The sequence below is a fragment of the Frateuria sp. genome (assembly GCF_035695185.1).
Taxonomy (GTDB): domain Bacteria; phylum Pseudomonadota; class Gammaproteobacteria; order Xanthomonadales; family Rhodanobacteraceae; genus Frateuria_A.
This window is the reverse complement of record NZ_DASSES010000137.1, coordinates 1-13102: the sequence shown is the minus strand read 5'-3', so window position 1 is coordinate 13102 and position 13102 is coordinate 1. Positions and strand designations below refer to the sequence as shown.

The following is a 13102-nucleotide window of genomic DNA, read 5'->3' as shown; positions in this document are numbered from 1 at the left end:
CCGGGATGTTCATCCGCTCGCGCAGCTTGCGCTCGACGATGAAGCACTCCGGCGCCTTGATGTCTTCCAGGTTGATGCCGCCGAAGGTCGGCTCCATCGCGGCGATGATGTCGACCAGCTTGTCCGGGTCGCGCTCGTTCAGCTCGATGTCGAACACGTCGATCCCGGCGAACTTCTGGAACAGCACGCCCTTGCCTTCCATCACCGGCTTGCCGGCCAGCGGCCCGATGTCGCCCAAGCCGAGCACCGCGGTGCCGTTGGTGATCACCGCGACCAGGTTGCCGCGCGCGGTCATCTCGCTGGCGGCGTGCGGGTTCTCGACGATCGCCTCGCAGGCGTAGGCCACGCCGGGCGAGTAGGCCAGCGCCAGGTCGCGCTGGGTCACCATCGCCTTGGTCGCGCTGACCTTGATCTTGCCGGGGCGGGGGTGGCGGTGGTACTCGAGCGCGGCGTGGCGCAGGTCGTCGGGATGGGCCATGGGCGGCGGCTTTTCTGCGAGGGGAAGCGGCCTTACATGGTAGCAGGCGCGCCCGACGGCCACGCCGTCCCGCCGGCCGGCCACACCGTGCGAAAGGTCGCAGATCGGCCGCCTTATCCGTCAGAGCTGCAGGTTGAGCTCGTCGGCCTGCACGCGACCCATGTGGATGCCGTTGACGAACAGCGAGAACGCAAGCTTGCCGGCCAGGCCGTGCACGCGCTGCATCCAGGGAGGAAGCCAGCGTGGCGGCAGCAGGGTGCCGGCCTCGAAGTGCGGCTGCAGGGTGATCACGTCGTGCAGCGCCAGCTTGCCGGCGAACAGGTAGCGCAGCAGGTCCATGCGCTGCTGCCTGAACGCCCAGCGGAAAAACGTGTGCACGGTGAGCAGTCCGGACAGGTAGACGTTGTCCTTGGCAAACGCGGCGCCGCCTGTCAGCGGGACGCCGCGGAACACCCGCTGCGCCGAGTGGAAGCTTTCGGCCGAGCCCTGGCCGCAGTGGCGGAAGTATTTGTAGACCTCGACGAAGTCGGCGCCGTTGAGCGCCATATCGATGGCCAGGATGCGCAGGCTGATGCGCTTCAGCCGGGCGATGTCGATCGCCCCGGACATCAGCTCGGCGAACACCGCCAGTCCCTCCTGCGTGGCGGTGACGCGCGGCGAGGTGCGCGCCAGCGAACCGAGCAACGGCTGCTCGCGCCCGTTCAACGCAGTGAGCGAGTGCACGAACGCCTCGTGCGCCAGCAGCTGGTGGCGATCGTATTCGCTGAAGCGTGCGCCGCCGCGCAGCCGGATGCGGGTGGCACCGGCCGCGGCCTTGGCGGTGAGCTCAGGGTCGACCTCCACCGCGATGCGCCCGGGCCCGAAGAACCCGTCCAGCACCCCGCCGAGGTCCGCGCGCAGCTCTTCGGCGGAAAGATCCATGCCGATCGTGTCGGAAAGCAGGTCGGCGCCCAGCTCGTCGGACAGCTCGACGAAATAGCGCGCCGCATCCAGGTTGCTGCGCGTGCTGCCCGGGATCGAGTCACCCGGCCGGCCGTACAGCATGATCGAGGGTGCGGTGACGCCGGCGCTGCCCACCGCCTCGAGCATTTCGGCGGCGATGCGCCAGGAGGTCGCGGTGCGGCACAGGTAATCGCCGATCGGATCGCCGACCAGCAACACCTCGGCCTCACGCTCGATCGCCGCCAGCTCGGCGCGCACCGCGGCAAGGTCCGGACGCAGGTAGTGAACGTCCGGCAGCGCGAAATCGCCCTTGTCGTAGGCGGCGATCAGGCCCTGCTCCAGCGATGCCGGCCAGCTCACCGCAGGCAGGATGTTGATCGCGCGGGTGGCGGCGAGCAGGCGCTGGTCGAGTGCGGCGTAGTGGCGATGGGTGGAGGCGTCGACGTTCATGGCGGAACCGGACACGCGCCGCATGCAAGGGCCGGGCTCTGGCAGGTTCCGGGCATGGCGCGTTACTCCCGCTCGCGCCGGCTGCGATGCCCGTGCGGGCGATCCGCCGGCCGGCCGCCGCGCTGGCGGCGCAGGCGCGCTTCCAGCGTTGCCGCCTGTTCCTCGCGTTCATCGCGCAGCTTCAGGTAGTTGCGCCAGCGCTCCGCGGTGAGTTCGCCGGAATCCAGCGCCGACTGCACCGCGCAACCCGGCTCGCTGCCGTGGCCGCAGTCGGCGAAGCGGCAGCTCTCGGCCAGCGCCTCGATGTCGGCGAACAGGTCCAGGTTCTCCTCGCCGGTGAGCTTCAGTTCGCGCATGCCGGGCGTGTCGATCAGGCAGCCCCCCGAGGGCAGCATCAGCAGCGCGCGGTGGGTGGTGGTATGGCGGCCGCGGCTGTCGTGCGCGCGCACCTCGCCAGTGGCCATGCGTTCGCTGCCGAGCAGCGTATTGGTCAGGGTGGACTTGCCGGCGCCGGAGGAGCCGACCAGCACCGCGCTGTCGCCCGGGCCGAGGTAGCGCGCGAGGAGTTCGGCGCTGGCCGGGCTCTTGCCGTTGATGGCGTGGATCGGCGTGTCCGGCGGCAGGCGTTCGCGCAGGGCGGCCAGGCGCGCGTCGCCCTCGGCATGCAGGTCGAGCTTGCTCAGCAGCACCACCGGCTGGGCGCCGGAGTCCTCGATCAGCGAGAGGTAGCGCTCGATCCGCGCCGGGTTGAAGTCGTTGTCCAGTCCGGTCAGGACCAGCACATAGTCGATGTTGGTGGCGATGATCTGCCGCTCGTAGCGCTCGCCCGCGGCGGCGCGCAAGAGCACGCTGCGCCGAGGCAGCACGGTGAGGATGTGCGGCGGGCGGCCGTCCTCCACCTCGACGAAGTCGCCGACCGCCGGACGCCCGGCCGCCTCCAGCGTCCGCTTGAGGAAATGCCCGGCCGGCTGCGCGCCGAACAACGCCTCGCCGTCGTGCAACTCGTAGCCGGCGCGGTGCTGCGCCACCACGCGCGCGATGCGGTGGCCGCCGGGCGGCAGCTCGCCGCGCCAGCCGATGTGGCGCAGGCGTTCGATCATCGCGGCATCGCTCATAGGTCCGCCGATTATGCCCTGCCGCGGCGATGTCTGCCGCGCACCCGCCGGGCATCGTCCGCTGCTAGCATCGGCGGCTTTCCAAGGCCCCGCAGAGGACCCCGTGCCGGCTTTGCCCCTCCCCGCGTCGATCACCCCCAGCTCCCACCTCGCCGACGTGCGCTACGAGATCCGCGGCGCCCTCACCCGCCGCGCCCGCGAGCTGGAATCGGCCGGCCGTGCCATCGTCAAGCTGAACATCGGCAACCCGGCGCGCTACGGCTTCGAGACGCCGGCGCACCTGCGCCAGGCGATCGCCGCGCACCTGGCCGACAGCGAGGGCTACGGCCACGAGCAGGGCCTGGAGGAGGCACGCGAGGCGATCGCCGCGCAGCAGCGCGCGCGCGGCGCGCACGGCGTGGCGGTGGAGCGCATCTTCATCGGCAACGGCGTGAGCGAGCTGATCGACCTGTCGCTGCGCGCGCTCTTGCAACCGGGCGACGAGGTGTTGCTGCCCAGCCCCGATTACCCGCTGTGGAGCGCCGCCACCCTGTTGAACGGCGGGCGCCCACGCTACTACCGCTGCCTGGCGCAGAACGCGCACCTGCCCGACCCGGACGAACTGGAGGCACTGATCACCCCGCGCACCCGCGCGCTGGTGCTGATCAACCCGAACAACCCGACCGGGGCGGTGTACCCGCGGCCGCTGCTGGAACGGCTGGTGGCGATCGCCGAGCGGCATGACCTGCTCCTGCTCGCCGACGAGATTTACGACGAGATCGTTTACGACCAGGCGTCGTTCCAGCCGCTGGCCGAGGTCGCGGGCGCGCATCCGTGCATTAGCTTCGGCGGCCTGTCCAAGGTGCATCGCGCCTGCGGCTACCGCGTCGGCTGGCTGAGCCTGTCCGGTGACCCGGCGCGCACCAGCGCCTACCGCGACGCGCTGCAGTTGCTCGCGGCCTTGCGGTTGTGCGCCAACGTGACCGCGCAGTGGGCGGTCGAGCCGGCGCTGGCCGGGCGCGCCACCATCGGCGCGCTCACCGCGCCGGGCGGGCGCCTGCACGAGGCGCGCCGCGCCGTGCTGGAAGGCGTGGCGGCCAGTGCGCATCTGGACCTGGTGGCACCGGCCGGTGCGCTCTACGCCTATCCGCAGGTGCGCAGCGAGCGGCTGCCGCGGTTCGACGGCGATGCCTTCGCCCTGCGCCTGCTGGAGGAGGAAGCGGTGCTGGTGATGCCCGGGTCCAGTTTCAACGCCACCCACAGCCGTCATTTCCGTCTCACCCTGCTGCCGCCGCCGGCGCAGCTGGCCGAGGTGTTCGTGCGGATCGAGCGGGTACTCTCGCGCATGGCCCAGGAGCAGGCGCGCGAGTCGGCCGTCGCCTGATCCAGAGGCCCTTTCCCTCGGGAGAGGGGTGGGGGTGAGGGTCCGGTCCGGGCGGGACATCCCGCTCCGCCCAAACCCTCACCCGCCTGTCGGCACCCTCCCCGGAGGGAGAGGGGTTCGGACCGGGGGCCTGGGGCCAGCGCTTCGACTCCGCCCTGCGGGCTACGCTCAGCGCGAACGGGTCACGTTGGAAGTCGGAACACAACCTCATCCTGAGCGTAGGCGCGAAGCGCCGCAGTCGAAGGACCCCAACGACCGGAGCCTGCCATGCCCCTGCACTACCTCGCCCTGGGCGACTCCTACACCATCGGCGAAGCCGTCCCCGCCGCCGAGCGCTGGCCGGCGCGACTGGTGCGCCAGTTGCGGGCGCGCGGCCTGGCCGTCGAAGAGCCTCGGATCGTCGCGACCACCGGCTGGACCACCGACGAGCTCTCCGCCGGCATGGACGCGGCCTCCCTCACCCCGCCCTACGACCTGGTCAGCCTGCTGATCGGCGTCAACAACCAGTACCGCGGGCGCCCGGCCGGGGAGTACCGCGGCCAGTTCGCGCGGCTACTGCAGCGTGCCGTCACCCTGGCCGGCGGTCGCGCCTCGCGCGTGGTCGTGGTTTCGATTCCCGACTGGGGCGTCACCCGCTTCGCCGGCGAGCAGGGCCGTGACCCGGCGCCGATCGCCCACGCGCTGGACGTCTACAACGCCATCGCCCGTGACGAAGCCGGCCGCGCGGGGGCGCGCTGGGTGGACATCACGCCCGTCTCGCGCCGCCATCCGGAACTCCTGGCCGAGGACGGCCTTCATCCCAGCGCGGAGCAGTACGCGCTGTGGACGGAAGCCATCCTGCCGGCGGCCGCCGCCGCGCTGAAATAGCGCAGCGGTTGGGATCGCCGCCGACGCCCCAACCTGCGGGGCGTATCATTGGCCCTCTTTGCCGGAGCTTTCCCCATGTCCCTCGACCCTGCCACCCGCGACCGCATCGAAACCCTGCTCAAGGACCACCGCGTGGTGCTGTTCATGAAGGGCGACCGCCGCCAGCCGATGTGCGGCTTCTCCGCCGCCGCGACCAACACGCTCAACGAACTGCTGCCGGAGTACCACACGGTCAACGTGTTGGAGGACCCGGAGATCCGCGAGGGGATCAAGGTCTACGGTGACTGGCCGACGATCCCCCAGCTGTACGTCGAGGGCGAGCTGGTCGGCGGCGCCGACATCATCCGCCAGATGTACGCCAGCGGCGAGCTGCATACCCTGTTCGGCGCCGCGCCGCCGGACCGCACGCCGCCGGAGATCACGATTACCGATAAAGCGGCCGAAGCCATCCGCAACGGCATCGCCAACGCGCAGGGCCTGGCCCTGCACCTGGAGATCGGCCCCGACCACAGCGCCGGTTTCCAGCTTGCCCCGGCCGGCGACCACGACATCGTGGTGACCGCCAACGGCATCGAGGTGCACTTCGACCCGGGCAGCGCACAGCGCGCCAAGGGCATCGTGATCGACTGGGTATCCACCGTGCAGGGCGAGGGCCTGAGCCTGAAGTTCCCCGGCGCACAGGAGATCAAGTCGATGAGCGTGCAGGAACTCAAGCAGCGGCTGGCCGACGGCAATCTCGTGCTGGTCGATGTGCGCCCGGCCGCCGGCCGTGCCCAGGCCGCGCCGCTGGCGCTGGCGCGCGTGCTGGAGGACGAGGGTTACGACGCGCTCGCGGCACTGCCGAAGGACACCGCGATCGCCTTCATCTGCCACCACGGCAATTCCAGCCGGGGCGTGGCCGAGCGCTTCGCTGCGCACGGATTCACCAACGTGTTCAACGTCGCGGGCGGCATGGACGCATGGGCGCGGGAGATCGATCCCACCGTTCCCCGCTATTGACCGGCCCGTGGATGCGGGGTGGGCCGCGGGCCCACCCTGGGCCGGGGCGATCGCTCGGGCTACACGCGTCCCGACCGGCGCATGCTGCGCCGGCCCGTCCACAGCAGCGCCCCGGCGGCCAGCGCCCCGGCGGCGACCAGGCCACGGTGCGTCGTGGCCCACAACTGCAGGCTGTACGCCTTCGAACGCGCGTCGAAGCGCCCGTGCGTGCCGTAGTCGTCCGGCACCGCCTCGTAGAGGTTGTCCGGCCGGTCCTGCGGCAACGGCTGCCTGCCCATCTGCCCGGCGTACCCGAGCTTGACCAGCTTGCGATCCCCGAGCCGCGGGAACAGCTTGTTGCCGAGGATCGCCTTGACCGCCGGGAAGCCTACGTTGAGCTCGCGCCGGCGGTGGTGCGCGGCCCAGTGGATGCCCTTGGCCGCCACCTCCGGCTGGAAGATCGGCGGCACCGGCTGCGGACGGCGCGGCAGTTTGGTGCGCCCCCACTGGAACTGCGGCGTGTTGAAGGCGGACAGCTGCACCATCGTGATGTGCACGTCGCTCTTCTCGTGCATCAACTCCACGCGTAGCGCGTCGGTGAAGCCGCGGATGGCGAACTTCGCGCCACAGTAGGGCGCCTGCAACGGGATCGCCCGGTAGGCCAGTGCCGAACCCACCTGCACGATGGTGCCGCGGCCGCGCTCGCGCATGCGCCTGAGCGCCGCCATCGTGCCGTACACGGTGCCGAGGTAGGTGACCTCGGTGGCGCGGCGGAACTCGGCCGGGCTGATGCTGTGCACCGGCGCGAAGATCGTCGCCATGGCGTCGTTGATCCAGATGTCGATCGGCCCGAGTTCCTCTTCGACACGCCCGGCCGCGGCCTCGACCGCCTCGGCGTCGGACACGTCCACGGGAATCGGCAGCGCCTCGCCTCCCAGCCTGCGCACCTCTTCGGCCGCGACCTCTAGCCCGTCGCTGCCGCGGGCCAGCAGGGCGATGCGCGCGCCGTCGCGGGCGAAGCGGTGGGCGGTGGCACGGCCGACGCCGGCGGAGGCACCGGTGATCACGACGACTTCGGGTTTTTTCTTGTTCATGGCGACTCCTGAAACGCTTCCTGCAGGAGCGCACCTGTGCGCGACCGGCGTGCGCTCCTGCGAGGGGATGGCTAGCTGTAGGCGACGGTGGATAGCAGGGCGAGTGCGGCCTGGCGCGAATCGAGGCGCGTGTGCTGCACCACGATGGGAACGTCCGACTCGATCACGCTGGAGTAATCGGTGTCGCGCGGGATCGGCTCCGGATCCTCCAGGTCGTTGAAGCGCAGGTGCAGCGTGCGCCGTGCCGGCACGGTAACGCGGTAGGGACCGGCCGGCTCGCGGTCCTTGAAGTAGATGGTGACGGCCACGTGCGCGTCCTGCGCGTTGGTGTTGAGCAGGCAGGCGGTTTCGTGGCTGAGGAAGCGCGGATTGTCGGCATGCGTGCCGCCGGGCGGGATGTAGCCCTCGGCGATGGCCCAGCGGCGGGCGCCGATCGGTTCGGGCGTGGTCATGGCAGCTCCTTGTCGAGGTGGATCAGGGCGAGCCCCGATTGCGGGTCGTGCAGGCGGCGCAGGTGCGCGGGCGACTCGGTGACGATCACCTCCAGCGTGGGACGCACGTGACCCTCGAGCAGGTGGCCGCCGAGTGCGTGGCCGTCGGACCGGCCGAGCACCGCATGCATGTGCAGCACGGGTTCGGCGCCCTTGAGCGCCACATCGCCGATCAGCGACACCACCTCGACCTGTTCGTCGAAGGGGTTGCGCCTGTAGTCCCTGATGTCCCAGTCGAAGTAGCCCAGCACCGCGCGCTCGAAGGCGCCGATCGCGGTGAGGTGCGCGGCGGAGAGATGCTGTTCCCTGGCGAAGGCGAGCAGGCAGGCGTGGGCCTCGTCGCCGGTCTCGAGCACGACGGCCCAGGTCTTGTTCCCGCCCTGGTGGATCAGTTGGTAGTGCATGCCTTGGGCTCCTTTTTCTGGCACCCCTCCCCCCTCGGCGAGGGGTCGGGGGTGAGGGTTCGCGCAGGCCTCAAGGCCGAGTACCGGTCGTACCCTTCTCCCCAGGGGACAGGGGTTCGGTCGCGCCGGCGGGAATGGCGTCGAGGTTCGGCGAGCCCTGCGCCAGCGCCATCGCCAGCACCTGCGACACGTCCAGCGCAGTGCGCCCGGTGCACTGCTCGATCTGCTGGCGGCAGGAGAAGCCGTTGGTGATGATCAGCGTGTCCGGATCGGCCGCACGGATCGCCGGCAGCAGCTCCAGTTCGCCGATCGCCAGGGAGACGTCGACCTTCTTCGCGTCGAAGCCGAACGAGCCGGCCATGCCGCAGCAGCCCGCGTCGAGGAAGCGGAAGTCCAGCCCGGCCTTGGCCAGCAGCCGCTTCTCCGCATCGGTGCCGATCACCGCGTGGTGATGGCAATGCGCGTGCACCAGCGCCTTGCGCTTCAGCTGCGGTGGCGCGTAGCCCACGCGGTCCAGGTACTCGCTGAAGATGAAGGTGTTGCGCGCAAGCCAGTGCGCGCGCTCGTCACCCGGGAACAGGTTCGGCAGCTCGTCGCGGAAGGCGGCCACGCAGGACGGCTCCAGCCCGACCACCGGCACGCTGCGGTCGATGTGCGGCGCAAGCGCGTCCAGGATGTCGGCCAGTTGCGCGCGCGCCTTGTCCAGCATGCCCTCGGCATACAGCGGGCGGCCGCAGCACAGCGTCGCCTGGGGTACCACCACACGGTAGCCGGCCGCCTCCAGCACGCCGACGGCGTCCTTGAGCGGATCGGGATGGAAGTAGTTGTTGAACGTGTCGGGCCACAGCAGCACCTCCGGTCCGCGTGATCGCGGCTTCCCGCGCGCGGCGAACCAGTCGCGGAAGGTCTCGCCGGCGAAGCGTGGCATCGCGCGCTGCCGGGCGATGCCGCCGATCGCCTTGGCCACCTGCGACAGCCCCGGCGTCTGCAGGACCGCATTGGCCAGCCACGGCACGTGCGAGGCGACGCGCGCCACGTCGAAGATCCGCCCCATCGCGTACGCGGCGCGCGGGCGCAGGCGGCCCTTGAAGTGGTGGTACATGAACTCGGCCTTGTAGGTGGCCATGTCCACGTTGACCGGGCAGTCGCTCTTGCAGCCCTTGCAGGCCAGGCACATGTCCAGCGCGTCGCGCACCGCCTCGCTGCGCCAGCCGTCCTTGAGCGGGTCCCCCTCGAGCATCTCGAACAGCAGCCGCGCTCGGCCACGCGTGCACCACTTCTCCTCGTGGGTGGCGCGATAGCTGGGGCACATCACGTTCTGGTGCTTGTTGCGGCAATTGCCCACGCCCACGCAGCGGCGCGTGGCCATCGCGAAGCTCATGCCGTCGCCGGAATAGGCGAACGCGGTCTTCAGCTTCGGCGGCTGGTAGCCGGGCCCTTCGCGCAGGTCCGCATCCATCGGGTTGGGATCGACCACCTTGCCCGGGTTCATGCGCCCGCGCGGGTCCCATAGCGCCTTGAACTCGGCGAACGCCTGCATGAGCTCCTCGCCGAACATCTTTGGCAACAGCGAGGCGCGTACCTGGCCGTCGCCGTGCTCGCCGGAGAGCGAGCCGCCGTAGGACAGCACCAGGTCGGACGCCTCGTCCATGAATGCCCGCCACTGCGCCACCGCCTCGGGCGTGGCCAGGTCGAAATCCACGCGACAGTGGATGCAGCCGTCGCCGAAGTGGCCGTACAGCGCGCAGGTGTAGGCATACTTGGCGAGCAGCTTGCGGTAATCGCGCAGGTAGGCCCCGACCTTGTCCGGCGGCACCGCCGCATCCTCCCACCCCGGATGGCTGTCCGGTTGACCGGGCACGCGGGCGGTCGCGCCCAGGCCCGACTCGCGGATGGTCCACAGCATGGCCTCCTCGGCCGGATCGTCGAACAGCTTCATGCTCGGCGGGTGCCCATCCTGCCTGAGCGCCTGCATCAGCCGGCGCGCCTTGCCGTCGGCCTCGTGCTTGCTGTCGCCACCGAACTCGACCATCAGCCAGCCGCCGCCCGGCGGCAGCAGCGCGCGGTCCTTCGGGTGCATGTCCTTGCGCTTCATGTCCGCGATCAGCGCATCGTCGATGCCTTCCAGGCCGACCGGCCCGAAGGAGAGGATCTGCGGCACGTGGTCGCCCGCCTCGAACACGTCGGGGTAGCCCAGCACCAGCAGCGAGCGCACCGGCGGGCTGGGCACCAGCCGCACCTCGGCCTCCAGGATGGTCACACAGGTGCCTTCGGTACCCACCAGTGCACGGGCGACGTTGAAGCCGTTCTCCGGCAGCAGTTCGTCGAGGTTGTAGCCGGACACGCGGCGCGGGATCTTCGGGTAGCGCAAGCGGATCAGGTCGGCGTAGCGGTCGCGGATGGATTTCAGTCCCGCGTAGATCTGGCCGCGGCGCCCGCCCTCGCGGATGATCCGGTCGAGCTCCTCCTCGCTGGTCGGCCCCACGCGCATGCGCACGCCGTCGTAGGTGACGATTTCCAGCGCATGCACGTTGTCGGCGGTGCGCCCGGCCATCACCGAATGCACGCCGCAGGAGTTGTTGCCGATCATGCCGCCCAGCGTGTTGTGCGCGTGGGTGGAAGGATCGGGGCCGAAGGTGAGATGGTGCTTTTCGGCTTCGTCGCGCAGGTCGTCCAGCACGCAGCCAGGCTCGACGCGGGCGCGCCGCGCCTGCGGATCGATCGCGATGATCTGGTTGAGGTGATAGGAGAAATCCATCACCACCGCGGTGTTGCAGCACTGGCCGGCGAGGCTGGTGCCACCGCCACGCGAAAGCACCGGCGCGTCGTGCTCGTGGCAGATGCGCAGCGTTTCCATCACATCCGTCGCGTGGCGCGGCTTGACCACGCCGATCGGCACCTGGCGGTAGATCGAGCCGTCGGTGGCGTACAGCGCGCGGCTGCCGTCGTCGAAACAGACCTCGCCTTCGAGCGCGGCGGCCAGGTCCTGTGCCAGCACGGTGGCGGCCGCCGTCGAGAACGCGTAGCGGTTGCTGTGCGAGTGGCGCACCCGCGGCGGCGCCAGCGGCAGCACCGCGGCGTCGCGGTCACGGTCCTGGCGGTCGCGGCCCTCGGTGGCGTCTGCCGCTGCCTCGGCGCCGGCGGACGGCGGCGTGCGCGGAACAGAAGGCACCGAGCCATGCCCTCTCTGCCTGGTCATGTCTGCCACCCTTCCTCGACGCGGTAACGTTGCGCATCCGACGTCCTGAAGGCGAGGCCAAGGCCGGGCGCGTCCGGATCGACCACCAGCGCGCCATCGCGCAGCGCCGGCAGGCCGTCGAAGAACATCGCCTCGATGCGCGCGTGGTCGTGGAAGTACTCCACGTGCTTCAGGTGCCCGACCGCGCTGCACACATGGGCGTGCAGGTGCGGCGCGCAATGCGCCGAGACCGGGATTCCGAAGCCATGGGCCAGCGCGGCGGCGTGCAGGAACCCGGTGAAGCCGCCGCAACGGGTGCCGTCGACCTGCAGCACATCGACTGCGCCCGCCTCGAGCATGCGGCGGAAATACCAGGCATCCCAGCCGTATTCGCCCGCCGCGATGGCCATGCCGGCGGGGGCGCGGTCGCGCAGCAGGCGCAACCCTTCCAGGTCGTCCGAGGACACCGGCTCCTCGAACCAGCCCACGCCCTCGTCGGCATAACATGCGGCCAGCGCCAGCGCCTGTTTGCGGCCATAGGCGCCGTTGCCGTCGACCATCAGTTCGGGTCCCGCGCCGATCGCCTCGCGGGCGGCCCGCACGCGCGCCGGGTCGTCGTGCGGATGCGTGCCCACTTTCATCTTGACCCGTGTCATGCCCTGCCCGACCCAGCCCGCCAGCTGCGCCTGCAGGCGCTCGATCGGATAGGAGGTGAACCCGCCGCTGCCGTACACCGGCACGGCCTCGCGCGTCCGTCCCATCAGGCGCACCACCGAGGTGCCGTGCAGGCGCGCCTTCAGGTCCCACAGCGCGACGTCGACGGCCGCAATCGCCATCAGGCCGACCCCGGGGCGGCCGATGTTGCGCAGGCTGCGGTTCATCGCCGCCCAGGCGCCCGGAATGTCATCCACGTCGCGGTTGAGCAGCACGTCGCGCAGCGGGTCGGCGATCACCGCACCCGCCGCGGCATGGGCGTAGGTCCAGCCCAGGCCGGTGTGGCCGCCGGCCGACACCTGCGCCAGCACCATCGTGGTGGCATCCCAGGCGATGGTTCCGTCGGCTTCCGGCGCATCGGTGGGGATGCGGTACGCACTCACCTCGATGCGTGCGATGCGGCGCGTTGCAGGAACGGTCGCGGCTGGCGCGGGCCGTCCGTCGCTCATCGCGGGCTTTGCGGCAGGATGCCGGCGAGCACCTGGCGAAGGCTCTGCTTGATGATGCCACCCTCGTCCGGGTCGCCCTTGGCCAGGGCGGTCATGTAGTCCTTGGCCTGTTTCCAGGTGATGTGCGGCGGCAGCGGCGGCACGTCCGGATCGGCGATGATGTCCAGCAGCACCGGACGGTCGGCGGCGAAGGCCTGTTCCCACGCGGTACCCAGTTCCTCCGGTCGGTCGACCCGGATTGCCTTGAAGCCGAGCAGCTCGGCATATTTCGCGTAGGAGAACTCCTCGACGTCCTGCGATTCGGAGAATTTCGGGTCGCCGCCCAGCGCACGCTGCTCCCAGGTCACCTGGTTCAGGTCGTCGTTGTGCAGCACCATCACCACGAAGCAGGGGTTGGACCACTGCTTCCAGTACTGCTTGACGGTGATCAGCTCGGCATTGCCGTTCATCTGCATGGCGCCGTCGCCGACGATCGCCAGCACCGGCCGCTCGGGATAGGCGAACTTCGCCGCGATGGCATAGGGCATGCCGCTGCCCATGGTGGCGAGCTTGCCCGAGAGCGAGGCCATCATGCCCTTG

11 protein-coding genes and 1 pseudogene are annotated in these 13102 nt (G+C 70.4%); 3 read left to right on the top strand and 9 right to left on the bottom strand.

What is annotated here, in order from left to right; genetic code table 11:
* From VFH59_RS11275 to rsgA, 3 genes and pseudogenes are all read right to left on the bottom strand, one after another.
* Window positions 1-478 (bottom strand): annotated as a pseudogene (locus VFH59_RS11275) (NADP-dependent malic enzyme); the annotation flags it as partial.
* A gap of 120 nt (window positions 479-598) precedes the next feature.
* On the bottom strand, window positions 599-1870 hold the full coding sequence (locus VFH59_RS11270) for a flavohemoglobin expression-modulating QEGLA motif protein (protein WP_325164991.1): 1272 nt from the start codon (window positions 1868-1870) through the stop codon (window positions 599-601).
* 62 nt (window positions 1871-1932) lie between these two features.
* Window positions 1933-2985, bottom strand: coding sequence for a ribosome small subunit-dependent GTPase A (gene rsgA / locus VFH59_RS11265; RefSeq protein ID WP_325164990.1), 1053 nt, complete (start codon window positions 2983-2985; stop codon window positions 1933-1935).
* A gap of 112 nt (window positions 2986-3097) precedes the next feature.
* Between rsgA and VFH59_RS11260 the strand changes: the two genes are divergently transcribed.
* The 3 genes from VFH59_RS11260 to grxD all read left to right on the top strand — a co-directional run bounded on the left by VFH59_RS11260 (window position 3098) and on the right by grxD (window position 6214).
* A complete protein-coding gene (locus tag VFH59_RS11260) occupies window positions 3098-4348 on the top strand; it encodes an aminotransferase class I/II-fold pyridoxal phosphate-dependent enzyme (protein WP_325164992.1) in 1251 nt (416 codons plus the stop codon).
* A gap of 267 nt (window positions 4349-4615) precedes the next feature.
* Window positions 4616-5215 (top strand): SGNH/GDSL hydrolase family protein, encoded by a 600-nt coding sequence (locus VFH59_RS11255; protein WP_325164989.1) that lies wholly within the window; start codon window positions 4616-4618, stop codon window positions 5213-5215.
* 75 nt (window positions 5216-5290) lie between these two features.
* Window positions 5291-6214, top strand: a complete 924-nt coding sequence (gene grxD, locus VFH59_RS11250) for a Grx4 family monothiol glutaredoxin (protein WP_325164988.1) — start codon at window positions 5291-5293, stop codon at window positions 6212-6214.
* A gap of 59 nt (window positions 6215-6273) precedes the next feature.
* On the opposite strand, the gene VFH59_RS11245 is transcribed toward grxD, so the two are convergent.
* The 6 genes from VFH59_RS11245 to VFH59_RS11220 form a co-directional block, all read right to left on the bottom strand.
* Complete coding sequence (locus VFH59_RS11245; protein ID WP_325164987.1) at window positions 6274-7287, bottom strand: SDR family oxidoreductase; 1014 nt, start codon at window positions 7285-7287, stop codon at window positions 6274-6276.
* A gap of 71 nt (window positions 7288-7358) precedes the next feature.
* Window positions 7359-7739: a sensory rhodopsin transducer gene (locus tag VFH59_RS11240; protein WP_325164986.1), complete on the bottom strand. Its 381-nt coding sequence runs from the start codon at window positions 7737-7739 to the stop codon at window positions 7359-7361.
* A complete protein-coding gene (locus tag VFH59_RS11235) occupies window positions 7736-8182 on the bottom strand; it encodes a PPC domain-containing DNA-binding protein (protein WP_325164985.1) in 447 nt (148 codons plus the stop codon). Before VFH59_RS11235 ends, VFH59_RS11240 begins: the two co-directional genes overlap by 4 nt.
* A gap of 70 nt (window positions 8183-8252) precedes the next feature.
* Window positions 8253-11381, bottom strand: coding sequence for an FAD-binding and (Fe-S)-binding domain-containing protein (locus tag VFH59_RS11230; RefSeq protein WP_325164984.1), 3129 nt, complete (start codon window positions 11379-11381; stop codon window positions 8253-8255).
* On the bottom strand, window positions 11378-12523 hold the full coding sequence (locus VFH59_RS11225; protein ID WP_325164983.1) for an enolase C-terminal domain-like protein: 1146 nt from the start codon (window positions 12521-12523) through the stop codon (window positions 11378-11380). Before VFH59_RS11225 ends, VFH59_RS11230 begins: the two co-directional genes overlap by 4 nt.
* On the bottom strand, window positions 12520-13102 hold a 583-nt coding region (locus tag VFH59_RS11220), incomplete at its 5' end, for a thiamine pyrophosphate-dependent enzyme (RefSeq protein ID WP_325164982.1). The genes VFH59_RS11220 and VFH59_RS11225, both read right to left, overlap by 4 nt.

What these genes read in the sequence shown, in the direction of transcription:
- VFH59_RS11235 (WP_325164985.1), bottom strand. Translation starts at nt 8,182, where the DNA reads ATGCACTACCAACTGATCCACCAGGGCGGGAACAAGACCTGGGCCGTC.
- VFH59_RS11225 (WP_325164983.1), bottom strand. Translation starts at nt 12,523, where the DNA reads ATGAGCGACGGACGGCCCGCGCCAGCCGCGACCGTTCCTGCAACGCGC.
- VFH59_RS11270 (WP_325164991.1), bottom strand. Translation starts at nt 1,870, where the DNA reads ATGAACGTCGACGCCTCCACCCATCGCCACTACGCCGCACTCGACCAG.
- VFH59_RS11255 (WP_325164989.1), top strand. Translation starts at nt 4,616, where the DNA reads ATGCCCCTGCACTACCTCGCCCTGGGCGACTCCTACACCATCGGCGAA.
- VFH59_RS11230 (WP_325164984.1), bottom strand. Translation starts at nt 11,381, where the DNA reads ATGACCAGGCAGAGAGGGCATGGCTCGGTGCCTTCTGTTCCGCGCACG.
- VFH59_RS11245 (WP_325164987.1), bottom strand. Translation starts at nt 7,287, where the DNA reads ATGAACAAGAAAAAACCCGAAGTCGTCGTGATCACCGGTGCCTCCGCC.
- VFH59_RS11240 (WP_325164986.1), bottom strand. Translation starts at nt 7,739, where the DNA reads ATGACCACGCCCGAACCGATCGGCGCCCGCCGCTGGGCCATCGCCGAG.
- grxD (WP_325164988.1), top strand. Translation starts at nt 5,291, where the DNA reads ATGTCCCTCGACCCTGCCACCCGCGACCGCATCGAAACCCTGCTCAAG.
- rsgA (WP_325164990.1), bottom strand. Translation starts at nt 2,985, where the DNA reads ATGAGCGATGCCGCGATGATCGAACGCCTGCGCCACATCGGCTGGCGC.